The following is a 22376-nucleotide window of genomic DNA, read 5'->3' as shown; positions in this document are numbered from 1 at the left end:
GGTCGCGTTTTCCATAGTGCACCAGTTGGTTTGTATCCTTCTGAGCATGGCAAAGTCCGAGGATCCAGAGAAGCCGGGGCGCATCAAGCAGCTCCGCATGATCGCGCAGATCATCAAGCAGGCCAATCCCAAGGGGATGCCGATCGTCTTCCTCTCGGCGGTGGGCACGCTGGCTGTGGTCGTCGTGATCGGCCTGGTCACGGACTACCTGTGGTATTCGGTGTTCATCGGCGTCCTGGCCGCGCTCACCGTCGGGCTGGTCGTCTTCGGCCAGCTCGCCCAGAAGGCCCAGTACTCGATCCTGCACGGCCAGACCGGCGCCGCCGCCGCGGTCCTGCAGGGCATGCGGGGCAACTGGCAGGTCACCCCGGCCATCGCGGTCAACCGTGACCAGGACCTGGTCCACCTCGTCGTCGGCTTCCCGGGGGTCGTGCTGGTCTCCGAGGGGCCGGGCAACCGGGTGGCCAAGATGCTCGCGGCCGAGAAGAAGCGGGTCGCGCGCGTGGTGCTGGGCGTCGAGATCTACGACATCCAGTGCGGCGACGGCGAGGGCCAGGTGCCGATCGCCAAGCTCCAGCGGCACATCATGAAGCTGCCGCGCAACCTGAAGAAGCCCTCGGTCAACGAGGTCAAGGACCGGCTGCGCTCGCTGCCGAAGAACCTGCCGATGCCCAAGGGCCCGATGCCCAAGGGGGCCCGCATGCCGCGCGGCCCGAAGATGCGCTAGTGCTGTCGGTCTCCTCGCGGGCCAACCGCCACTGGTGGGACGGCAACGCCGACGACTACCAGGTCGAGCACGGCGGCTTCCTGGGGGACACCGGGTTCGTCTGGTGCCCCGAGGGCGTCGACGAGGCCGAGGCGCGCCTCCTGGGCGAGGTGCGCGGCCGGCGGGTGCTGGAGATCGGCTGCGGCGCGGCGCAGTGCGCGCGGTGGCTGGTGACGCAGGGGGCCCGGGTGGCCGCCTTCGACATCTCCCACCGGCAGTTGCGCCACTCCCAGCGCATCGACCTCGACACCGGCCTGCGCGTGCCCGTGGCGCAGGCCGACGCCGAGTCGCTGCCGTACGCGTCCGGCGCCTTCGACCTGGCGTGCTCGGCGTACGGGGCGCTGCCGTTCGTGGCCGACCCGCTGGCGGTCTTCCGCGAGGTGCGCAGGGTGCTGCGGCCGGGCGGCCGGTTCGTGTTCTCGGTGAGCCACCCGATCCGGTGGGCCTTCCCCGACGATCCCGGCCCGCGCGGGCTCACCTCCGACCGCTCCTACTTCGACCGCTCGCCCTACGTCGAGCGGGACGACGACGGCACCCCCTCCTACGTCGAGCACCACCGCACGATGGGCGACTGGATCGGCCTGCTGGCCGCCTCCGGGCTGACCCTCACCGGCCTGCTGGAGCCGGAGTGGCCCCAGGGGCACGAGCGGGCGTGGGGCGGCTGGAGCCCGCTGCGCGGCCGACACATTCCCGGCACGGCCATCTTCACCTGCGCGAATACCTAGCCGCCAGCGCCGCGAAGACCTCCTTGGGCTCCCAGCGGGTCTCGTCGAGCATCCTGACCACGCCGTAGGAGCCGAGATCGTCGGCGCCGCGCCGGTTGTAGGCGGCGAAGGTGAACCAGAACGCGGCCGCCAGGCCCTCGGCCTCGAAGACGTCGAGCAACTCCGCCAGGTAGCGGACCTGCTCGCCCTCGTCGGGCACGGCCCCCTCGGGCACCAGGTACGCCGAGCCGCCCCGCTCCCCCGCGCCCTTGTAGGCGCAGGTGCCGAACTCGGTGGCGGCCACCGGCTTGCCGTGGGCGAAGTGGGCGCGCACCTCCGCGGGGAAGTCGGCGGCGTTGTAGGCGGCGCGGTAGGCGTCGACGCCGACGATGTCGAAGGGCGTCCAGTCGACGAACTCCCAGGGGCCCGACGCGTACGTGAGCCGGCCTCCGAACCGGGCCCTGACCGCCGCGGCCGCCTCGGCCAGGAAGGCGTTGAAGCGGGGCGCGACGTCGGCGGCCGTCGTCTGCCACCAGGCGAGGTCGGCCGTCGTCATGGCCTGCAGGCGCTCGCCGTACGTGGCGCCGGGGATGAAGCCGTGGCAGAACGCGCTGGTCTCGCACCCGGCGACCAGCACCACCTCGGCGCCGGTGCGGCGCAGGGACTCGGCGCGGGCGGCGCAGTCGGCGTAGAGGGCGACGGCCTGCTCGGGGGTGGCGTCCACGGGGAAGGGCGCGAACCACACCTCCAGACCGGCCGCCGCGGCCCGCTCGGCCGCGACGGAGAGCCGGTCGGGATCGCCGCCGGAGACGCGGACGGCCGTGCAGTGGAGCTCGTCGGCGATCACCCGCATCTCGCGGGCGACGACGTCGGGATCGAGGGTCCGGCGGCTGAGCTGCGGGCCGTTCAGAAACCCAGTGTCATAGTTAATCCCTTTTTTCACTGTTTTTCCCCTTTTATGGATGGAAAGCCGTTTTCGAGGAGATCGAAGGCCGTCTCGACGTCGTCCGCCAGCAGCCGGCCCGCCTCCTCCAGCGCGCCCCCGGACGCGAGCCGGTGGAAGAACGTCTCCTGCAGCGTGGTGATCGTGGCGGTGATCTGGGCCGCCATGAGCTGGGCGGTCAGGCCGCCCGCGGGCGCGCCCATGGCCTCGGCCAGCGCCGCGGCCAGCGCGTGCCGCTCCCCCGCGTGGGCCTGCTGGACGGCCGCCAGCAGCGCCGGGGTGGCCGCGATCACCCGGACGCGGGTCAGCAGCCCCTCCACGTCCACGTCCCGCGCCCCCTGGGCGGCCATCGTCCGGTAGTGCTCGCGCAGCGCGCCGAGCGGCGAGACGCCCGGCGCCCGGCCCGCCACGATCGCGGCCGTGTCCTCCGTGACGCCGTCGAGGGCCAGGCACTCCTTGCTGGGGAAGTACGCGAACAGCGTGACCTTCGCGACCCCGGCCGCCTCGGCGATCTCGTTGACCGTCACCGCGTCGTAGCCGCGCTCGGCGAACAGGCGCAGAGCCGTCTCCGCGATGCGCCGCCGCGTCTGCTCCTTCTTGCGCTCCCTGAGTCCCGCCATCATGGCTCCACGATAACCGTACCGGGTAGGAAAACAAACCCGGTACGGTTTTCTAATCCGCGGTGCTCATCGGCGCGCGGGCGGCCAGACCGGCGGTGGCGGCGAGCATGGCGGCGCTCAGCGCGAAGACGCCGAGCACGCCGGTCGCCCCCGCCACCACGCCCGCCACGGCGGGCACCAGCACCTGACCCAGCCGGTTGCCGGTCAGGCGCAGCGCGAGCGCCGTGCCGCGCTCGCCGGCCCGCGCGCGACCGGCCACCCAGGACAACGTCAGCGGCTGGCCCAGCCCCAGCGCGAAGCCCATCAGCGCGACCACCGGCACCGCGGCGGCCGTACCGCACAGCGGCAGCGCGGCGACGGTGACCGCGGCGGCGACGGTGCTGGTCACCAGGACGGCGCGGCGGCCGTACCGCAGGACCAGGCGTTCCATGGCGAGCCTGCTCGCCATGGTGGTGGCGGCCCGCAGCGCCAGCAGCGCGCCGACCGCCACCACCCCGGCGCCACGGCTCTGTCCCCAGGCCGGCAGGTACGCCAGCACCAGGTCGATCGTGGACACCGTGGCCAGGCTCGTGACCAGGGCCTGCCACATGCCCTCCTGGCCGAGCGTGCCGCGCAGCGGGAAACGCCGGACGGCGGCCCGCCCGCGCGCCGGGCCCGGCCCGTCGGTCCACAGGCTCGCCAGCCCCGCCACCAGCCCGAACCCGGCCGCCACGACGAGGGCGGGCCCGACGCCGGCCGCACCGCCCGCGTCGCCGCTCGTGACGAGCGTGCCGCCCGCCACGAGGGCCGCGGCGGACGGCCCGGCGAGCTGGCCGAGCGAGGTGAACACGGTGAAGCGCGCGTAGGCGCGGTCGTGGCCCCCGGCGGCCACCCGGTTGGCGATGACGGCCTGCTGGGCGACGACGGACAGCAGGTGCCCGAGCCCGAACAGCGCGTTGAGCAGCACCAGCGCCCACAACGAGCGGGCCACGGCCAGGGCCAGGGCGCTGCCGGTGATCAGCGCGGCGCCCAGCAGGGCCGCGCCGCGCTCGCCGGAGGCGTCCACCCAGCGCCCGACGGGGACGGCCGCGAAGAGCGGGAGCACCGAGAACCCGGCGGTGATGAGCCCGATGCCGAGGTTGCCCGCGCCGATCTCGATGGCCCGGTAGCTGACCATCGGACGGGCCGCGAACGTCGCCGCCTGCACGCACACCGCCGCCACCATGAGCGGGCCGAACCACCGGCCCGTCCCGGCCCGGCGGGTCGTCACATCCGGACGACCATGGTGTTGGACACCCGGTCGTGCACCCCGCGGTGGTCACGGTCCCAGATCAGGGCCGGCAGGGCCAGGCCGAGCAGGACGGTGCGCACCAGCACGGGCAGCAGGCGCGGGGCGCCGCCGTCCATGGCGGCGACGCGGACGCCGGCCAGCCGGTGGCCGAACGTCTGGCCCATGAAGCCGACGAGCAGCAGGTACTGGAGCGCGAACACCAGCACGGGCGCCCACGGGGACTCGGCCGGGTTCATCCTGAGCAGCAGCTGCACGACGACCCAGGTGCAGATCATCCAGTCGATCACGAGCGCGGCGATCCTGCGCCCCCACCCGGCGACCGATCCGCTGCCCTCCTCGGGCAGCCCGAGGCGCTCACCCGGGTACCCGAGGTCGATCCCGGCGGACCGGATGCCGCCCAGCCAGGTCTGCGTCCACCGAGGCTCGTTGCTGCTCATGCCGTCAACGGTATCCGGCCCCCGGGGCGGTCGGCATCGTGACCCAACCGCGCTCTGCCCTCGCCATCATGGTCGCCATGCCACACGGGGATGACCTTGACGCGCGCTTCAACGAGGTGGTCGCGCAGATCGACGAGGGCGAGCGCCGCAGGATGCGCTCGTCCGCCGCCAAGGGGGCCAAGGAGGGCGTCACGCGGCAACGCGCGCCACGCCCGCCGCGGCGGGACCGCTTACCCGCCGATCACGTGCGGGTCGACCACGGCCCGCGCCGGCTCGGGCGCATGTCGGTCGCCCTGATCGCGTTGTGCGCGATCGTGGGCGCCGCGGGGCTCGTGGTCACCTACCGCCCCGACCTGCTCGGCGGGAACCCCGGCCTGGAGGCCCTGTCCCTGCCCGCGAACCCCGTCGACGCGGACGACCCCTTCGCCGGCTCGCCCGCCGAGCGCTACGCCGACGGCGCCGCGGGCCTCGTGATGCCGGCGGCGAAGGCGCTGGGCGGCCTGTCGAAGGCGGAGGTGGCCAAGGGCCTGGAGCGCACCCGCGCCCTGCTGGCGGCGGCCCTGCTCGACCGCGAGACGCTGCTGGGCGGCAGGCCCAAGGCGTTCGCCGGGCTGCTCGACGCCGACCAGCGCGAGGAGTTCTACAAAGAGCTGGGCGGCAAGAAGTACGACAGCCGCGAGATGGTGCACAGCTTCGCCCCCGGCAGCGCCGAGCTCGCCACCGACGTGGTCAAGATCAACGGCATCGCCCGCCTCGGCACCTTCCGTGAGGACGGGCTGCACGGCGTCAAAGTCGACGTGAACTACCTGGCCGTCTACGCCGTGCGCCGCCCCGGCGTGCCGGCCACCACCATGCGGCTGGTCTCGCAGCTCACCGGCGAGGTGCAGCTCTACCGCTCGGACGGCAAGCCCGCCGTGTACGTGGACTGGGGCATGAGCAGCACCCCGGCCGACTGCGACATCGACGACGGGTTCGTCCACCCCGTCTACGAGGACGACCCGCCCGGTTCCGTCGCGCCGACGGGCCCGGCCACCGACCCCTACGACCTGGACGTCCGGCCGGATTTCGACGGAGGCTGCGACACGTCCCAGGGGACGTGACCCTGCGTAACACATGCGAAACAATCGAGACACCGTACGGAAACGGCCGCGACCTAGCGTCGGCATGATGGCCAGTCCCTCAGGGAGGTTCGAGAGTGTTCAACTCCGCCGACGACGTCCTGAAGTTCATCAGTGACGAAGGGGTGCAGTTCGTCGATGTCAGGTTCACCGACCTGCCGGGGACGACGCACCACTTCACCTTCCCGGTCGAGAACTTCGGCGCGAACGTCTTCACCGACGGGCTCATGTTCGACGGCTCGTCCATCCGCGGCTTCCAGGCGATCCACGAGTCGGACATGCTGCTGCTGCCCGACCCGTCCAGCGCGGTGCTCGACCCGTTCCGCCAGCACAAGACGCTCAACCTCAACTTCTTCGTGCACGACCCGCTGACCGGCGAGGCCTACAGCCGCGACCCGCGCAACGTGGCGCGCAAGGCCGAGGAGTACCTCAAGGGCACCGGCATCGCCGACACTGCCTACTTCGGCCCCGAGGCCGAGTTCTACATCTTCGACGACGTGCGCTTCGAGACGAAGGCGAACGCCGGCTACTACTACATCGACTCCATCGAGGGCGCCTGGAACACCGGCAAGCGGGCCGAGGGCGGCAACCTGGGCTACAAGCCGCGCTACAAGGGCGGCTACTTCCCGGTCCCGCCGATGGACCACTTCACCGACCTGCGCTCGGAGATGGTGCGCAACCTCATCGAGTGCGGCATCGACGTCGAGATGCAGCACCACGAGGTCGGCACGGCGGGCCAGGCGGAGATCGACTTCAGGTTCGGCACGCTGCTCAAGACGGCCGACAACCTGATGCTCTACAAGTACGTCATCAAGAGCACCGCTCTTGAGTACGGCCACACCGTCACGTTCATGCCCAAGCCGATCTTCGGTGACAACGGCTCCGGCATGCACTGCCACCAGTCGCTGTGGAAGGACGGCTCGCCGCTGTTCTACGACGAGGTCGGCTACGCGGGCCTGTCCGACACCGCCCGCTACTACATCGGCGGCCTGCTGCGGCACGCGCCGTCGCTGCTGGCCTTCACCAACCCGACGGTCAACTCCTACCACCGCCTGGTCCCGGGCTACGAGGCCCCGGTCAACCTGGTCTACTCCCAGCGCAACCGCTCGGCCTGCGTGCGCATCCCGATCACGGGGTCCAACCCGAAGGCCAAGCGTATCGAGTTCCGCGTGCCCGACCCGTCGTGCAACCCGTACTTCGCCTTCTCGGCGATGCTGATGGCGGGGATCGACGGCATCCGGAACAAGATCGAGCCGCCGGAGCCGGTCGACAAGGACCTGTACGAGCTGCCGCCGGAGGAGGCCCGCCAGGTGCCGCAGGTGCCCGGCTCGCTGCCCGAGGTGCTCGACGCGCTGGAGGCCGACCACGACTACCTGCTCGAAGGCGGCGTGTTCACGCCCGACCTGATCGAGACGTGGGTGTCGTACAAGCGGGAGAACGAGGTAGACCCGATCCGCCTGCGGCCGCACCCGCACGAGTTCGAGCTGTACTACGACGTGTGAGGCCGCGGTTCTCCCCTCGGGAGAACCCGGAACGAAGGGGGCCCGGCGCCGTTGACGGCGCCGGGCCCTTTCTCGCTCACTCCCGTCCGCGGCCCCGCAACGGCCGGTTGGGAGGGCTCTGGCGGGGTTCGCCGAACGCGGTTACCTTGATCCCAGATCACGCAACCGGCCATCGGCCGAACGCGCCCGAAGGATCTGGAGGACCGTCATGAGGATCAGACGAGGGCTGTTAGCCGCGGTGCTGGCCGCCGGCGCGCTCTGTCTCGGTTCGACCCCGGCTCACGCCATCCCGCCGCCGCCGCCCGGTGGCGACCTCCTCGTCGTCTTCGCCTACTTCAACGGCGACCAGCTCGTCGGCCAGCGCTGGTTCGGCTGCGGCCAGCCCGCCGGCGAGTGGGGCGTCCTGTCGGGCACCCAGAAGGTCTACTTCACGCCCTGCTGAGCCGTGAGCGGGGACCGCCCCGTGGTCAGAAGTCGAAGCGGGGCGCCGACGCGGTGAGGATCTCCGACTTCGGCGACACCGGCCACAGGGCGGTCAGCTCGTCGTAGAGGGCCGTGGCCAGGCGTTCGACGTCCGCGCGGGCCGTCTCGTGCAGGGCCTCGGCCACGATGAGCACGTCGGCGGTGGTGTCGCGGACCGCCGACAGGCCGCTCTGCCGGTTGGTCCAGCGGCGCGCGTGCGCCTGGTCGTCCGCGTCGGCGAAGATCACTTCTCCGGCGGCCGGGTGCTCCGTCTCGCCGGAGAAGGTCAGGTACGTCTCCGCGCCCGAGGCGTACCGCACCTCGACGAAGCCGGAGACGCGGGAGACGTCGAACACCGCCACCGGCACGGCGAAGGCGATCGAGACCGCGTTGCACAGGTCGATCAGGGGATGCAGGCGCGGCAGTGCGCCCTCCTTCCTGAAACGGCGCAGCAGCGACTCCGACGCGCACCGGTACTGCGTCGGCTTGAGCCCCATCCGGGTGAACGCCCGCCGCCACGCCTGGATCTCGGGCAGCTCGCTCTCGGGCGCGGCCCGCCGCGCGGCCAGGTCGCAGTAGCGGGCCACCTGGTCGTCGACGCGGGCGGCGGCGTCGACGCCCGCCACGTGGAGCGCGAAGGGCACCAGGTCGGGGAAGTCCCGCCAGATCTCCGCGGAATGCTGGAAACGCACTGTCACCTCGCCGGTCGTCTGACTCGTGCGCCTCACGATACTGCGGCGGCCTCCCGTCGTCCCCGCGCGGCATGCCGGGCGCGGGCGGCGGTCAGGGCGTAACAACCGAACGTCGCCGCCGTCAGGACGGCCGCGGCGAGCAGGGGCCGCCCGACGACGCCCAGCACCGCCACGCCGAGGGTGGCGCCGACCTGGCGGGAGGCGTTCAGCACGCCGCCCGCGGTGCCGGCCGTGCCCGCGGGGGCCGCGTTCACCATGCCCGCCATCAGCGCCGGGAACACGAACGACAGCCCGAACCCCATGACCACCAGCCAGGGCGCGAGCACGTCGGTGAACGCCACCCCCGCCAGGCCGGCCGCGAGGAGGGCGAGACCGCCCAGGATCGGCGGACGGGGGCCGTAACGGGCCACCAGGCGGCCGGTGAGCAGCGGGTTCACCGTCATGGGCAGGGTGAGCGGCAGGAAGGCGAGCCCGGCGGCGACCGGGGACAGGTGGCGGGTGTCCTGGAGGAGGAGGGTGAGCACGAACAGCGCGCCGGAGAAGGCGAAGTTGGCGACCGTCCCGGCCAGCAGCTCCGGCCAGGTGGCGGCGAGCAGGCCGCCGGGCAGGGCGGGGGCGTGGCTGCGGCGCTCCACCAGCACCAGCGCCACCAGGACGGCCACGGCCGGCGCGGCGGCGAGCGCGGAGGTGTCGATCAGGGCCTCGGCCACCAGGCCGAGCAGCACGCAGGCCAGGGCCTGGACCTGCCAGTCGATCCGGCGGGAGCCGCGCGGGGAGGCGACGTTCCGCATGATCAGCAGGCTGGCCACGGCGAAGGGCACGTTGACCAGGAAGACCGCGCGCCAGCCGGACAGGCCGACCAGGAGGCCGCCGAGCAGGGGGCCGGCGGCCAGCGCCGAGCCGGTGACGGCCGCCCACAGGCCGGTGGCGCGGGCGCGGGCGGCGGGCGCCGGGAACATCTCGGCGAGCAGCCCGAGCGAGCCGCCGGTGCACAGCGCCGCGGCCACGCCGAGCAGCGCGCGCAGCACGACCAGCACACCCAGGTCCGGCGCCGCCGCGCTGAGCAGCGACAGCGCGCCGAACAACGCCACCCCGGCCTTGAAGACGCGGGCCGCGCCGAACCGGTCGGCCACGGCGCCGGCGGTGAGCAGCGACGCGGCGAAGGCGACGGTGTAGGCGTTGACCGCCCACTGCTGCCCGGCCAGCGAGCCGCCGAGGGAGGCGCGCAGGTCCGGCAGCGCGATCGTCAGCACGGTCGTGTCGAGGATCACCAGGAAGTAGGCGAGGGAGAAACCGAACATTCGCATGCCCACAGCCTGGTCAAACGCCGCTTTCCCCCTCAACAGGCGGCGCCGTACGGGGCATTCGGGAAAACCTTATGCTGCTGTATATGGACTTGCGGCAGTTGAGGGGTTTTGTCGCCGTCGCGGGGGCGGGCACCGTCACCGGCGCGGCGAACGCGCTCGGCCTGGCCCCGGCGTCGGTGTCGGAGCAGGTGCGCAGGCTGGAGGGCAGCCTCGGCGTGCCGCTGTTCGAGCGCACGCCGCAGGGCATGCGGCTGACCGAGGCCGGCGCCGCGCTGCTCGGCCGCGCGCAGGGCCTGCTCGACCACGCCGAGGAGGTGCGCCGCGCGGTCACCGGCCGGCGCCGCCGGGTGCGCGTCGGCGCGCTGGAGATGCTGGCCGCCGCCCGGCTGCCGGCCGTGCTGCGCCGCCTGTCCGAACGCCGCCCCGACCTGGACGTGGACGTGCGCTCCCTGATGCGGCAGGACCTGCTGGCCCAGGTGGCCTCCGGCGACCTGGACGCGGCGCTCCTGCTCGACCTCGGCCCGCGGATCGGCGGCCTCGGGTTCACCCCGCCGCCCGGCATGGACTTCCTCGACGTCGGCGAGGTCGCGCTGTCGCTGGTCGCCGCGCCGGACGGCGAGCGGGAGCCGCTGCTGGTGAGCCCGCCCGGCTGCTCGATCCGGCTCGCGGCCGACCAGGCGTTCGGCCCGGACGTGCCGCGCAGGGAGCTGACCAGCATCGCCACCGCCCGCGAGTGGGCCAGGCAGGGCTTCGGGCAGGCCCTGCTGCCGGACTTCGCGCTGGGCGCCGACCTCGGCTCCGGCGCGTTGGTCGCGCTGGACTGCCGGGCGCCCGCGCTGGCCCTGCGCCTGGTCTGGCTGCGCGGGCGCGAGGAGTCGCTGCGGGACGTGCTGTACGCCATGAGCGCCTGATCCGGCGGCCTGCTCACTGGTCCTTGCGCCGGGCCTTGATGCCGGTGATGCGGCGGAACACGTCCCACCAGAAGGGGGCGCCGAACAGCAGGGCCACGTACGTCAGCAGGTAGCCGGGCCAGTGGCTGGGGGTGGTGAGCCGGCTCCACCAGGCGGCGCCGTTCCAGTGCAGCGTGGGGTCGCCCTCGGCCGGGATGGCGATGCTGACCAGCGCGTGCTGGAGCATCTGGACCATCGCGGGCTCGCTGAGCGTCTCGGTGATGCACGGCACGGGGTCGGACCCGCCGCACCGGGCCTTGAGCTCGTCGTAGGCCGCCGGGCCCGCCTCGGCCACGGCGGTCACCGAGGCGCGGAAGGCGTTGTCGCGCAGCAGCGTCTTGCCGTACTCCAGGCCGTCCATGGTGAACAGCAGCGTGACCAGGAGGCCGAGGACGGCCACCACCCACTTGACGTAGCGCTTGTACAACATCGACAGGCGTTCCATCTCGCCGTCGAACCAGGTCTCGACGCCCTGCCTGAACCGGTCGAGGTCGCGCTGCGCGGTCTCCCAGACGCCGCGCAGGTGGCCGTACAGGGGGCTGCCCATCTCCTTGAGCTTGGCCAGGAAGCCCTCGACGCCCTCGGGCTCGGCGGCCGCCATCTCCATCAGGGCGACGGCGAAGCGCCCCGGCGGGAGGTTGGCGATGCTCGTCCGGCCCTTCGTCGGGTGGTCGATCTCCTGGACGCGTTCGTACAGCAGCCTGACCATGGCGTCCTGCGCCTTGGGCTCGGCGACCGGCAGCGTGCCGGGCTCGGCGGGGGCGGGCTGGTCGCTGTGGACCGGCCGGGGATCACGGGTGAACGGCAGCGCGGCGAACACGTCGCGCACCTTGGCGGGCAGCCACGACCTGCCCTGCGCGTCGGCGCCGTCGAGGGTGTCCCTGAGGTAGGCCCACAGGAACTTGCTGCGGATCGCGAGCAGGCGCACGAACGCCTCGTTGACCCCGCTCACCAGCAGTGAGAGCAGCAGGAACGACACCACCAGGCCGAGGGCCAGGTCCACGTAAACGGATAACACCTGCGCCTTGATACACCCGGCCCTGGACCGGGATCAACCCCCGTAGAAGACGCGCTCGACGACCTGGCGGGCGCGGCGGGTGACGCGGCGGTAGTCGTCGAGGAAGTCCTCCGAGCCGTCCGGCGGGTAGCCGAGCGTACGGGCGATGAGCCGGCGCTCCCCCGCCTCGGCCGGCACGCTGTCCCCCGGCCTGCCTCTGACCAGCATGATCGCGTCGCGGACCCGGGAGGCGAACCGCCACGCCTCGGCCAGCACGCGCTCGTCGGCCGGGTCCAGCAGCCCCTCGGCCGCCGCCGCGCGCAGCGCCCCGATGGTACGGGTGGTGCGCAGGGCCGGCACTTCGCCCGCGTGGCAGAGCTGGAGCAGCTGGGCCACCCACTCCACGTCCGACAGCCCGCCGGGGCCGAGCTTGGTGTGCAGGGCGGGGTCGGCGCCGCGCGGCAGCCGCTCGGCCTCCATGCGCGCCTTGAGCCGCCTGATCTCCCTGATCGCGTCCTCGCGCAGCCCGCCGGCCGGGTAGCGCAGCTCGTCGATCACGGACGTGAACGCGGCGCCGAGCGAGGCGTCGCCGGCCGAGAAGCGGGCGCGCAGCAGCGCCTGCGCCTCCCACGGCGACGACCAGCGGGCGTAGTAGGCCCGATAGGAGGCCAGCGTGCGCACCAGCGGCCCCTGACGGCCCTCGGGGCGCAGGTCGGGGTCGATGAGCAGCGGCGGGTCGGGCGCGGGCAGCGACAGCAGCCGGCGCAGCTCGTTGGCCACGGCGAAGGCGGCGTCGGTGGCCTCCCGCTCCTCCACGCCGGGCAGCGGCGAGTGCACGAACATCACGTCGGCGTCGCTGGCGTACGAGCACTCCATGCCGCCGAGCCGGCCCATGGCGACGACCGCGAACCTGGTCACGTCGGGGGCCTTGGCCAGCGCGGCGTCGAGCGCGGCCTGCAGGGTCACGTCGGTGAGCGACGACAGGGCCGTGCCGACGGCCTCGACGTCGAGGAGCCCCGAGATGTCGGCGACGGCCGTGCGGAACAGCTCCCTGCGGCGCAGCCCGCGCACGGCCGCCACCGCGGTCTCCGGGTCGCCGGCGTGCCGGGACACCGCGGCCGACGCCTCGCCGCGCAGCGACTCGGGCGGGCGCACGGCCAGCTCCGCGTCGGAGCCGAGCATCGCGACCGCGTCGGGGGCGTGCATGAGCAGTCCGGTGGCGTAACGGCCGGTGCCGAGCACCCGGGCCATGCGGGCGGCCACCGCCGTCTCGTCGCGCAGCAGCCGCAGGTACCAGGGGGTGCTGCCGAGCTTGTCGCTGACCTGGCGGAAGCCGAGCAGCGCCGCGTCGGGGTCGGGCGTGTCGGCGAACCAGCCGAGCATGACGGGCAGCAGCGTGCGCTGGATGGCCGCGCGCCTGGACACGCCCGTGGTCAGCGCGGCGATGTGCCGCAGGGCGCCGTTGGGATCGACGTAGCCGAGCGCCTCCAGCCGGGCCGCCGCCGCGGCCGTGGACAGCCGCGCCTCCGACTCCGGCAGCCGGGCCACCGCCTGGAGCAGCGGCCGGTAGAACAGCTTCTCGTGCAGCCGCCGCGCCTCCATGGCGTGCCGGCGCCACCGGGCGGTGAACTCCCCCACCGGGTCGGCCTGCATGCCGAGGGCGCGGCCGAGCCTGCGCAGGTCGGCCTCGTCGGTGGGCAGCAGGTGGGTCCGCCGCAGCCGGTGGAGCTGCAACAGGTGCTCGACCTGGCGCAGGAACGAATACGCCTCGGCGAGCCCGCGCGAGTCGTCGCGGCCGACGTAGCCGCCGCGGGAGAGGGCGGCCAGGGCCGGGAGGGTGGCCCGGCGGCGCAGCAGCGGGTCGAGCCTGCCGTGCACGAGTTGCAGGAGCTGGACGGCGAACTCGATGTCGCGCAGCCCGCCGGGCCCCAGCTTGAGCTGCCGCTCCCCCTCGGCGCGCACGTGCGACTCGACGCGGCGGCGCATGGCCTGGACGTCCTCGACGAAGTGCTCGCGGGTGGCGGCCGTCCAGACCAGGTCGTTGACCGCCTGGACGTAGGACTCGCCGAGCTCCTGGTCGCCCGCCACCGGACGGGCCTTGAGCAGCGCCTGGAACTCCCAGGTCTTGGCCCAGCGGCGGTAGTAGGCCAGGTGGCTGGCCAGGGTGCGGACCAGCGGGCCGGACCGCCCCTCGGGGCGCAGGCCGGCGTCGACCTCCCACAGCGAGCCCTCCTGGGTGGCCGCCGTGCAGGCCCGCATCATGGCCTGGGCCAGCCGGGTCGCCGACCGCAGCGCCTTGGTCTCGTCGGCGCCCTCCCGCGGCTCGGCGACGAAGATCACGTCGACGTCGCTGATGTAGTTGAGCTCGCGCGCGCCGCACTTGCCCATGCCGATGACGGCCAGGCGCGCCTCGGAGTCGTCGACCTCGGCGCGGGCGATCGCCAGGGCGGCCTCCAGCGCCGCGCCGGCCAGGTCGGACAGCTCGGCCATGACCTCCGGGAGCGTGGCCTGCCCGGTGAGGTCGCGGGCGGCCAGGTGCATGAGCCGGCCCCGGTAGGCCACCCGCAGCGCCACCAGCGGGTCGGGGTCGCCGGCGCGCGGCTCGGGCTCGCCGGGCTCGGCGCCGACGGCGCGCAGCAGCGCGGCGCGCGCCTCGCCCAGCTCGGGCTCGGCCAGCAGGGCCGTCTGCCCGGGATGGCGGACCAGGTGCTCGCCGAGCGCGGCGCTGACGCCGAGCACGGCGAACAGGCGCGCCCTGAGCCGCTCGTCCTCGCGCACGGCGGTCAGGACGGCCGGCTCGCGCTCGGCCAGGCGGGTCAGCGAGACCAGGGCCAGGTCGGGATCGGCCACGGCGACCAGGAACTCCAGGAGGTCGTCGAGGTCGGCCGGGGTGCGGTCGAGCAGCTGGGCGGCTCTGGCACCGTCGGCGAAGCCGAGCTTGGCCAGGCGTGCGGCGGTCGATTCGATCCTGGGCACCTGCTCATCTTGACAGGTGGCTTCCGGAAAGCCGTAGAGTACAACGCAACGTAGCGTTGTGTTTTGTTGAGGAGGGGGACGACATGAGCCGGATGCCCGCGGCGGTGACGTGGGGACTGCTGGCGGCCTGGGCCGTGCACGACGCCGAGGAGCTGGCGACCATGGCGGGATGGGCGCGGCGGGCCCGTCCCCGGCTGGAGCGGCTGTACCCGGGGGTGCCGTGGGAGCGGCTGGAGGTGTCGCAGGCGCGGGTGAACGTGGCGATCGGGCTGATGGGCGGCGTGGTGGCGGGGGCCTCGGCGCTGGGGGCGCGCAGCGGCGGGCGCAGCCCGGTGTTCCAGGCGGTGCTGGCCGGGTTCGGGCTGCACGGGGTCGTCCACCTGGCGCAGGCGGCCGCCACGCGGGGGTACACGCCCGGGGTGGCGACGGCGCCGCTGGTGGTGATCCCCTTCTCGGCGTGGGCCTGGCGGCGGTTGCGGCGGGCGGGGGTGGTGGCGGCGCCGGGGCGGTCGGCCGCGTTCGGGCTCGCGGCGCTGCCGCTGACGGTGGGGGGCGTGCACGCGATCGCCCACCTGCTCGCCCGCCGCCGCGAGCGGGCCGCCGAGCCATCGGCTGCTGAGTCATCGGCCACGGACGGCCTCGGCCACGACCGCTGGTTCTGACCCGCGCCGGCGTCCGGCTCCTGGCCGGCCGGGCTGGGCTGTCAGACCGGGCGGGAGGCTTCGGCCGCCTGGGCGACCACCTGGGCGAACGCCTGTGCGACCGGGCGCCAGGTCGCGACCAGGGCGGGCTCGGCGGCCTCGACGGCGGCGTTCAGGTCCTCGGCCGCCGCCAGGTCCGACTCCGCCGTCCAGGAGGTGAAGATCTCCGGGGTGGCCTCGGGGTGGAACTGCACCGCCCAGGCGCGCTCGCCGACCCGGTAGGCCTGGTTCGGGTACTGGGCCCCGGTCATCAGCGGCACCGCGCCCTGCGGCAGCCGCGTCATGGCGTCCTGGTGGTACTGGATGGCGGTGGCCCGGGCCGGGACGCCGGACAGCAGCCGGTCGGAGGCGGCGGCGGGCAGCGCGACCACCTCGCACGCCCCCACCTCCAGGCCGTTCCCGCCGCGCTCGACCGTGCCGCCGAGCGCCATGGTGAGAAGCTGGGCGCCGAGGCAGATGCCGAGCGTGGGCGTGCCCTCCGCCACGGCGCGGCGCAGCAGGGCGCGGGTGGCGGGCTGCCAGGGGCTGCGCTCGTCCTCCCAGGCGGCCGCGGCGCCGCCGAGCACGATCAGGCCGTCGGCGGCCCGCTCCGGCACCGGCTCGCCCCGGTACGGCCGTACGACGTCGCAGGTCAGGCCCAGCCAGTCCGCCAGGTGGCCGAGCCCGGCGCCGGCCTCGTGCTCGATCACGGTGATGCGCATATCGGGTAATTTATCCGCATTTTTTGGTGAAAACGCCCTTACGCCCGCTGTGCGAAGTGCCCGCGCGACGGCCGGTGACTCCCGGCCCCGGACGGCGTCCCTAAGATCCGGCTATGAGATTCGACGAAGTGGACGGGCTCCGCGTCGCCACGTTCGGCACCGGCCCCCGCAAGGTCATCGCGGTCCACGGCATCAGCGCCTCGCTGATGGCCTGGGGCGCGGTCGGACGGCGGCTGCCCGAGGAGTGGTCGCTGATCGCGATGGACCTGCGCGGCCGTGGTCACAGCGCCTCCCTGCCCGGCCCGTACGGGCTGCCCCGGCACGCCGAGGACGTCCTGCGCGTCGCCGAGCACGTCGGCGCGGGCCCGGACGCGGTGCTGGCCGGCCATTCGATGGGCGCGTACGTGGCCGTGCTGGCCGGGGCCCGGCGCGACTTCGACCGGGTCGTCCTGGTGGACGGCGGCCTCCCCCTCCCCCTGCCCGAGGGCGAGGACCCCGACGCCGCGCTGGCGGCCACGCTCGGCCCCGCGCTGGCCCGGTTGCGCCGGACGTTCGCCTCGCCGGAGGAGTACGTGGACTTCTTCAAGGCCCACCCGGCCTTCGTCGGCCGCTGGAGCCCCGACGTGGAGGCGTACGTGCGCTACGACCTCGACGGCCCCGAGGGCGCGCTGCGCTCGCGGGCGGTCGGCGAGGCCGTGATGGCGGACGGGCGCTGGATGCGCACCGAGACCGCCGAGATCGGCGCCGCGCTGGCCGCGATCAAGGCTCCCACCTACCTGCTCAGGGCCCCGCGCGGCCTGCTGAACCAGGACATCGGCATGCTCCCCGACGAGGTCGCCCGCACCTGGACCGCCCGCGTGCCCGGCCTGCGCGACGAGGTCGTGCCCGACTGCAACCACTACACGATCCTGTTCGACGAGCAGCCGGTGACGACCGTCCTGGAACGGATCATCGGGGCATGAGAAAGGCCCCCGAGCCGAGCTCGGGGGCCGTTCGCAGAGGCGGGTCAGCGTGGAGCGATCCACGTGGCGCGGGCGGCGGCCACCAGGGTGCCGTCGTCCTCGTAGATGCCGCTCTCGCCGTACATCTTGCGGCCGTCGCGGCCGGTCGGACGGGCCACGACGGAGTAGCGGCCACCCGGCAGCACCGGGCCGTTGATCTGCACGACCAGGCGGCCGAGCAGGGCCGACTCGCCGGGGCCGAAGTGCGCCCAGCCGGTGATGCAGTCGAGCACCGCGCCCACGATCGAGGCGGGCACGCCGTCCTCGCCGCTCACCGTGAACGGCACCCGCCAGCCGGCGGCGACCAGGTCGGAGCCCTCCACCGGGCCGGGGAAGATGCGCAGGCCGTCGCCCGGCTCGCGCAGGCCGCAGGCGAAGCACTCGGCGAACGGGTGGGCCTTCAGGCCGACGAACCCGGCCTCGGCGCGGGCGGCGTCGGTGAACGGCACGAACCCGGGCCCGGTCAGGGTCTCGGCGACGGGGATGGCCTCGACCAGGACCTTGTCGCCGTCGGACAGCGAGACGCTGTTGGCGACGTGCTCCAGGCGCAGCTCGGTCTCCAGGGGCGTGGGCGCGTGCAGCGTGACCTCGACCGCTGATCGGCCGCCGTTCAGCGCCTCTGCCATGGTGCCCGCGATCCAGCCGCCGTTGGCGACTCCCACCGGGCCCCGGAAACGCTCGGGAACGGTCAACACGGTCTGCAGGGCAGCCGTCGTCATGCCACACCCTCCAATATCGCCCTAGAAGGCGAGAAGTCCGGAAATATCGTAAAGAGTAGGCCGATTTTACTGGACTCCCGGATTACCACGATGCTGGGGGTCCCTGAGCGACGGCCGACTCATGCCATAACGCCACAGGCGTGGCCGAAACTTCCCCGGCCGCCCCCGGCCGTCCCCTCCCAGGGTCGGCGCCGTCGATGGCACGGATGTGACTCGGGGGTGAGGAACAACGAAAATCGGCCCCAACCCGGAGCCGCATCTGTATCCGGGGTGAGACCGATCAAGGCGTCGGCAGTACCTTATCCCGTGATTTCCCCGCCCCGGGCCCATTCCCGGTGAATCCCGTCGGACCGTTCCGGCGGCCGGGCCCGCCCGCCGCCCGCCCCCGCGCCCTATGCTGGCGCGAACAGGGGTCGAAGCGAATCCGATCGGGCGGGGTGGGTCTGTGCAGCGGGCGACGTTACGCTTTCCGCCCGGGTCGCTGGTCGTGCTGACCGGGCTGCCCGGCGCCGGCAAGACCACGCTGCTGCGCCGCCTCTACGGCCTCCACGGCGCCGAGAGCGCGCCCGTCGCCGCCGACGCGGTCGTCGTGATCGACTCGGGGCAGTCCCGCCTGCGCTGGGACGGCCGGATCCTCTGGGCCCCCCGTCCGGTGCGCCGCGCCGTGGTGTTCGCCACCCACCTGAGCCGCATCAGCCGGGCGCTGGCCGGCGGTCGGGCGGTCCTCGCGCACAACCGGGGCTGCGCCACGTACGTGCTGAAGGGGTTCGCCTGGCTGGCCCGCAGGCAGCGGGCGAGCTTCCACCTGCTGCTGCTCGACGCGCCGCCGGAGGCGGCGGTCGCCGGGCAGCACGCCAGGGGCCGGGTGGTCGCGCCCCGCACGTTCGCCCGCCACCGCCGCCGCTGGGAGAGCCTGCTGGCGCGGGTGACCGGCGGCGACCCGGCCCCGGCCGTCAGCGCGCACGTGCTCACCCGCGCCGAGGCCGACCTGCTGACGCACATCGTCTTCGACAGCGCCGACCGCGCCCCCGCCGACTGACGGCGTCCGGGGGATGCGGACGCACGAGGAAGGACCACGACCCATGAAGCAGTACCTGCTCACCCTGTTCGAGCCCGACGGCCCGCCGCCCGAGCCCGCGGTCCTGGAGCCGATCATGCGCGACATCGGCGCGGTCGAGACGGAGATGCGCGCGGCCGGCGTGTGGGTCTTCTCCGGCGGCCTGGCCCCGGCCGGGCAGGCGTCGGTGATCCGGATGCGCGCGGACGAGCCGTTCACCACCGACGGCCCCTACACCGAGGGCAAGGAGCACGTCGGCGGGTTCACCGTCATCCGGGCCCCCGACCTGGACGCCGCGCTGGAGTGGGGACGCCGGCTCGCCCGCGCCGTGGGCGTGCTGCCGGTCGAGGTGCGCGAGTTCAAGGGCTGAACCGGGCGGGTCTCCCCCGCCCGGCCTCACAACACCGGCAGGTAGCGGCCCAGCTCGAACTCGGTGACCGTACGGCGGTACTCGCGCCACTCGGCCCGCTTGTTGCGCAGGAAGAAGTCGAAGACGTGCTCGCCCAGCGTCTCGGCCACCAGCTCGCTGCGCTCCATGACGGCGATGGCCTCGTCGAGCGAGCCGGGCAGCGGCTGGATGCCCAGGGCCCGGCGCTCGGCGCTGGTCAGGGTCCAGACGTTGTCCTCGGCCGCCGGCGGCAGCTCGTAGCCCTCCTCGATGCCCTTGAGCCCGGCGGCCAGCACCAGCGCGAAGGCCAGGTACGGGTTGCACGCCGAGTCGAGGGAGCGGAACTCGATGCGGGTCGAGCCGCCCTTGTGCGGCTTGTACATGGGCACCCGGACCAGCGCCGAGCGGTTGTTGTGCCCCCAGCACACGTAGGAGGGCGCCTCGCCGCCCTGCCCCGCGATGGCCTCGGCGCCGCCCCACAGCCGCTTGTAGGAGTTGACCCACTGGTTGGTGATGGCGGTGATCTCGGCGGCGTGCCGCAGCAGGCCCGCGATGAACGAGCGGCCGATCTTCGACAGCCGGTAGTCGGTGCCCGCCTCGTGGAAGGCGTTGCGGTCGCCCTCGAACAGCGACATGTGCGTGTGCATGCCCGAGCCGGGGTGCTCGGTGAACGGCTTGGGCATGAACGAGGCCCAGATGCCCTGCTCCAGGGCGACCTCCTTCATGATCAGCCGGAACGTCATGATGTTGTCGGCCGTGGTGAGCGCGTCGGCGTAGCGCAGGTCGATCTCCTGCTGGCCGGGGGCGCCCTCGTGGTGGCTGAACTCGACGGAGATGCCCATCGACTCCAGCATCATGATCGCCTGGCGCCGGAAGTCGTGGCCGGAGCTGTGGGGCGTGTGGTCGAAGTAGCCGCCGGAGTCGATCGGCTCGGGCCGCTGCCCGGCCTCGGGACGGTTCTTCAGCAGGAAGAACTCGATCTCGGGGTGGGTGTAGAAGGTGAAGCCCATGTCGGCGCACTTGGCGAGGGTGCGCTTGAGCACCCAGCGCGGGTCGGCGTGCGACGGGGTGCCGTCGGGCATCAGGATGTCGCAGAAGATGCGCGCCGCGCCCGGCGTCTCGCTGCGCCAGGGCAGGATCTGGAACGTCGAGGGGTCGGGCTTGGCCAGCATGTCGGACTCGTAGACGCGGGCGAAGCCCTCGATCGCCGAGCCGTCGAAGCCGATGCCCTCGGCGAAGGCGCCTTCCAGCTCGGCGGGCGCGATCGCGACGGACTTGAGGAAGCCGAGGACGTCGGTGAACCAGAGCCGGATGAACCGGATGTCGCGTTCCTCTAGCGTGCGGAGCACGAACTCCTGCTGGCGGTCCAAGGCGTCCCCTCGTTGAAGACGGTGCGGGTCTTGATATCAGCATGCCGTGCCCGTGTTTCGCACACGTTACGGGGGGTGCCGGTGCGAGCCTCACTGACAAAGGGGCCGCCCAGATCTACTGTGATCACGCAGTTAGTCTCGGGGGAGGCATTGGTGGCTATCGACCTGCTCAATCACAAGCTCGATCGGGCGTTCGACCACATCGACGCGAACGGCAACGGCGTCGTCGAACGGGAGGACCTGCTGGGGCTGGGCGCACGCCTGCTGGTGGGTTTCGGGGAGTCCCCCACCTCGGTCACCGGCAACCGGCTCGTCGGCAGCTTCGACGGCATCTGGTCGACGTTGTCGCGGGCGCTCGACCGCGACGGCGACTCCGGCATCGCGCGCACGGACTTCCGCGGCGGGATGACGGCGGCGTTCGTCACCGGCGACCGGTACGAGCCGGTGTTCCGGCCGGCGACGGTGGCGGTGGCCCAGCTCTGCGACGGCGACGGCGACGGCCTGATCCGGCCGGGTGAGTTCCGGACGATGCTCAGCGCGTTCGGCACCGCCTACGACGACGTGGACGAGGCGTTCGACCGGCTCGACCGGGAGGGCAGAGGCGCGCTCACCGTCGAGGAGCTGATCCGCGCGGCCGAGGACTACTACCGCAGCTCAGACCCGAACGCCGCGGGCAACTGGCTTTACGGTCCGCTGTGAACACGGCCGTGAGCACCACCGTGTTCGCCACGGTGCGCACCGCGCTCCGCTCGGTCCTGCACTGGAAGCCGATGTTGCCGCTGCCGCGCAAGGGCGGCTCGCCCGCGCTGGCGCTGCTGCCGCTCGTCGAGCGGGTGCCGGCGATGGCGGCGCCCTGCCGGATGCACCCGGCCGTGTACGCCATCGAGGCCGCGGTCATCGACTGGGCCAGGCGGACGGGCCTGCGCGCCGACGCCGGGGTGGGCTTCCACCGGATGGCCGGGCGCGCGTTCGCCGAGTTCGACGCGGCCGCGGCGGCGCTGTTCGCCCAGTGGCTGACCTGGCTGTTCCACCTCGACGACGAGCTGGACGAGGGGTCGTGCCCACTGGACATCTTCGGCGGCATGCTCAAGGGCGCGGCCCGGCACCCGCTGGAGGCCGCCTTCGCCGACCTGTGGCGGGTGACCAGCGCGCGGATGAGCGACCAGTGGCGGGCCCGCTTCGCGGTCAACCTGCGCCGCCAGGCCGACGCCTGCCGCACCGAGGCCGACAACCGGGCGGCCGGGCGCATGCCGACGCTGGAGGAGTACCCGGCCCTGCGCAGGGGCACCGTGGGCCCCTACCTGTACGACCTGGTGGAGCCGTGCCTGCGGGTCGAGGTGCCGGCCTGGGTGGTCCAGTGCGACCCGTGGCGGGAGCTGGTGGAGGCCTGCAGCGACGTCACGGCCTGGTGCAACGACGTGGCCTCGCGGCCCAAGGAGCGCGGCGACGTGCACAACCTGGTCGTGCTGGCGGTGCGGCAGCTCGGGCTGGGCGAGCGCGAGGCCGTCGCGTGGGTGCTCGACCGGATCGCCGGGCGCTGCCAGGACATGAACCGGGCGGCCAGGCGGCTGCCGCTCGACGACCTGCCGCCCAAGGCGGCCAGGGACGTCAGCAAGGTCGCCTGCGCCTACCTGGCCGCGCCGCGCGCCCACCTGGACTGGCTGCTGGAGTCGTCCCGGTACGCCTGACCCCCCG

The 22376-nt window shown here is 73.4% G+C and carries 23 protein-coding genes; 12 read left to right on the top strand and 11 right to left on the bottom strand.

Translation table 11 applies throughout. The features are described 5' to 3' along the window. Window positions 1-46 precede the first annotated feature (46 nt). Together ACIBQ6_RS17285 and ACIBQ6_RS17280 are read left to right on the top strand one after the other, a co-directional pair. Window positions 47-727, top strand: a complete 681-nt coding sequence (locus tag ACIBQ6_RS17285; protein ID WP_352323051.1) for a DUF4191 domain-containing protein — start codon at window positions 47-49, stop codon at window positions 725-727. Further along, window positions 727-1491 (top strand): class I SAM-dependent methyltransferase, encoded by a 765-nt coding sequence (locus ACIBQ6_RS17280; protein WP_358294188.1) that lies wholly within the window; start codon window positions 727-729, stop codon window positions 1489-1491. Before ACIBQ6_RS17285 ends, ACIBQ6_RS17280 begins: the two co-directional genes overlap by 1 nt. On the opposite strand, the gene ACIBQ6_RS17275 is transcribed toward ACIBQ6_RS17280, so the two are convergent. The 4 genes from ACIBQ6_RS17275 to ACIBQ6_RS17260 are packed head-to-tail and all read right to left on the bottom strand — an operon-like array spanning window position 1472 to window position 4740. Next, on the bottom strand, window positions 1472-2413 hold the full coding sequence (locus ACIBQ6_RS17275; protein WP_397212919.1) for a hypothetical protein: 942 nt from the start codon (window positions 2411-2413) through the stop codon (window positions 1472-1474). The two genes, ACIBQ6_RS17280 and ACIBQ6_RS17275, sit on opposite strands and share 20 nt — an antisense overlap. Then, a complete protein-coding gene (locus tag ACIBQ6_RS17270; RefSeq protein ID WP_397212917.1) occupies window positions 2410-3036 on the bottom strand; it encodes a TetR/AcrR family transcriptional regulator in 627 nt (208 codons plus the stop codon). Before ACIBQ6_RS17270 ends, ACIBQ6_RS17275 begins: the two co-directional genes overlap by 4 nt. A 49-nt stretch (window positions 3037-3085) precedes the next feature. Then, on the bottom strand, window positions 3086-4282 hold the full coding sequence (locus ACIBQ6_RS17265) for an MFS transporter (RefSeq protein ID WP_397212915.1): 1197 nt from the start codon (window positions 4280-4282) through the stop codon (window positions 3086-3088). Next, a complete protein-coding gene (locus ACIBQ6_RS17260; RefSeq protein ID WP_358294195.1) occupies window positions 4279-4740 on the bottom strand; it encodes an RDD family protein in 462 nt (153 codons plus the stop codon). Before ACIBQ6_RS17260 ends, ACIBQ6_RS17265 begins: the two co-directional genes overlap by 4 nt. 77 nt (window positions 4741-4817) lie before the next feature. Between ACIBQ6_RS17260 and ACIBQ6_RS17255 the strand changes: the two genes are divergently transcribed. From ACIBQ6_RS17255 to ACIBQ6_RS17245, 3 genes are all read left to right on the top strand, one after another. Next, window positions 4818-5840 (top strand): hypothetical protein, encoded by a 1023-nt coding sequence (locus tag ACIBQ6_RS17255; RefSeq protein ID WP_397212913.1) that lies wholly within the window; start codon window positions 4818-4820, stop codon window positions 5838-5840. Window positions 5841-5935: 95 nt separating this feature from the next. Continuing rightward, a complete protein-coding gene (gene glnA, locus ACIBQ6_RS17250; RefSeq protein WP_352323044.1) occupies window positions 5936-7360 on the top strand; it encodes a type I glutamate--ammonia ligase in 1425 nt (474 codons plus the stop codon). Window positions 7361-7568: 208 nt separating this feature from the next. Further along, entirely contained in the window at window positions 7569-7802 is a 234-nt protein-coding gene (locus ACIBQ6_RS17245) for a hypothetical protein (RefSeq protein WP_352353417.1), read from the top strand. 25 nt (window positions 7803-7827) lie between these two features. Here the strand turns inward: ACIBQ6_RS17245 and ACIBQ6_RS17240 are convergent, their stop codons facing one another. Both ACIBQ6_RS17240 and ACIBQ6_RS17235 read right to left on the bottom strand, forming a co-directional pair. Further along, window positions 7828-8514 carry a B3/4 domain-containing protein gene (locus ACIBQ6_RS17240; protein WP_397212911.1) on the bottom strand — a complete coding sequence of 229 codons (687 nt, stop codon included), beginning with the start codon at window positions 8512-8514 and terminating at the stop codon, window positions 7828-7830. A gap of 32 nt (window positions 8515-8546) precedes the next feature. After that, on the bottom strand, window positions 8547-9821 hold the full coding sequence (locus ACIBQ6_RS17235) for an MFS transporter (protein WP_358294204.1): 1275 nt from the start codon (window positions 9819-9821) through the stop codon (window positions 8547-8549). A gap of 83 nt (window positions 9822-9904) precedes the next feature. On the opposite strand from ACIBQ6_RS17235, the gene ACIBQ6_RS17230 reads away from it, so the two are divergent. Beyond that, entirely contained in the window at window positions 9905-10732 is an 828-nt protein-coding gene (locus ACIBQ6_RS17230; protein WP_364331905.1) for a LysR family transcriptional regulator, read from the top strand. Between the two features lie 13 nt (window positions 10733-10745). Here the strand turns inward: ACIBQ6_RS17230 and ACIBQ6_RS17225 are convergent, their stop codons facing one another. Both ACIBQ6_RS17225 and ACIBQ6_RS17220 read right to left on the bottom strand, forming a co-directional pair. After that, the gene (locus ACIBQ6_RS17225; protein ID WP_397212909.1) at window positions 10746-11789 is read right to left on the bottom strand and encodes a hypothetical protein; all 1044 of its coding nucleotides are present in this window, start codon (window positions 11787-11789) and stop codon (window positions 10746-10748) included. Window positions 11790-11822: 33 nt separating this feature from the next. Continuing rightward, window positions 11823-14744 carry a bifunctional [glutamine synthetase] adenylyltransferase/[glutamine synthetase]-adenylyl-L-tyrosine phosphorylase gene (locus ACIBQ6_RS17220; protein ID WP_397212907.1) on the bottom strand — a complete coding sequence of 974 codons (2922 nt, stop codon included), beginning with the start codon at window positions 14742-14744 and terminating at the stop codon, window positions 11823-11825. Between the two features lie 83 nt (window positions 14745-14827). Between ACIBQ6_RS17220 and ACIBQ6_RS17215 the strand changes: the two genes are divergently transcribed. Further along, the gene (locus ACIBQ6_RS17215) at window positions 14828-15406 is read left to right on the top strand and encodes an HXXEE domain-containing protein (protein WP_397212905.1); all 579 of its coding nucleotides are present in this window, start codon (window positions 14828-14830) and stop codon (window positions 15404-15406) included. 41 nt (window positions 15407-15447) lie between these two features. On the opposite strand, the gene ACIBQ6_RS17210 is transcribed toward ACIBQ6_RS17215, so the two are convergent. Beyond that, complete coding sequence (locus ACIBQ6_RS17210; RefSeq protein ID WP_397212903.1) at window positions 15448-16146, bottom strand: type 1 glutamine amidotransferase; 699 nt, start codon at window positions 16144-16146, stop codon at window positions 15448-15450. A 113-nt stretch (window positions 16147-16259) separates the two neighbouring features. On the opposite strand from ACIBQ6_RS17210, the gene ACIBQ6_RS17205 reads away from it, so the two are divergent. After that, on the top strand, window positions 16260-17108 hold the full coding sequence (locus tag ACIBQ6_RS17205) for an alpha/beta hydrolase (protein ID WP_358294212.1): 849 nt from the start codon (window positions 16260-16262) through the stop codon (window positions 17106-17108). A gap of 44 nt (window positions 17109-17152) precedes the next feature. On the opposite strand, the gene ACIBQ6_RS17200 is transcribed toward ACIBQ6_RS17205, so the two are convergent. Next, on the bottom strand, window positions 17153-17866 hold the full coding sequence (locus ACIBQ6_RS17200) for a hotdog fold domain-containing protein (protein WP_358294213.1): 714 nt from the start codon (window positions 17864-17866) through the stop codon (window positions 17153-17155). Between the two features lie 445 nt (window positions 17867-18311). Between ACIBQ6_RS17200 and ACIBQ6_RS17195 the strand changes: the two genes are divergently transcribed. Together ACIBQ6_RS17195 and ACIBQ6_RS17190 are read left to right on the top strand one after the other, a co-directional pair. Continuing rightward, the gene (locus ACIBQ6_RS17195; RefSeq protein ID WP_358294215.1) at window positions 18312-18905 is read left to right on the top strand and encodes an ABC transporter ATP-binding protein; all 594 of its coding nucleotides are present in this window, start codon (window positions 18312-18314) and stop codon (window positions 18903-18905) included. A 43-nt stretch (window positions 18906-18948) separates the two neighbouring features. Next, window positions 18949-19293, top strand: coding sequence for a YciI family protein (locus tag ACIBQ6_RS17190; protein WP_397212900.1), 345 nt, complete (start codon window positions 18949-18951; stop codon window positions 19291-19293). A gap of 26 nt (window positions 19294-19319) precedes the next feature. On the opposite strand, the gene glnA (ACIBQ6_RS17185) is transcribed toward ACIBQ6_RS17190, so the two are convergent. Continuing rightward, window positions 19320-20681 (bottom strand): type I glutamate--ammonia ligase, encoded by a 1362-nt coding sequence (glnA, locus tag ACIBQ6_RS17185; RefSeq protein WP_352353441.1) that lies wholly within the window; start codon window positions 20679-20681, stop codon window positions 19320-19322. 153 nt (window positions 20682-20834) lie between these two features. Between glnA (ACIBQ6_RS17185) and ACIBQ6_RS17180 the strand changes: the two genes are divergently transcribed. Together ACIBQ6_RS17180 and ACIBQ6_RS17175 are read left to right on the top strand one after the other, a co-directional pair. Continuing rightward, window positions 20835-21380 carry an EF-hand domain-containing protein gene (locus ACIBQ6_RS17180; RefSeq protein ID WP_364331930.1) on the top strand — a complete coding sequence of 182 codons (546 nt, stop codon included), beginning with the start codon at window positions 20835-20837 and terminating at the stop codon, window positions 21378-21380. A gap of 8 nt (window positions 21381-21388) precedes the next feature. Next, the gene (locus ACIBQ6_RS17175; RefSeq protein ID WP_358294221.1) at window positions 21389-22369 is read left to right on the top strand and encodes a terpene synthase family protein; all 981 of its coding nucleotides are present in this window, start codon (window positions 21389-21391) and stop codon (window positions 22367-22369) included. The last annotated feature ends 7 nt before the right edge of the window (window positions 22370-22376 follow it).

The sequence above is a fragment of the Nonomuraea sp. NPDC049655 genome (genome assembly GCF_044465465.1).
Taxonomy (GTDB): Bacteria; Actinomycetota; Actinomycetes; order Streptosporangiales; family Streptosporangiaceae; genus Nonomuraea.
The sequence above is the reverse complement of the archived record's forward strand: the minus strand, read 5'-3'. Positions and strand labels throughout refer to the sequence as shown.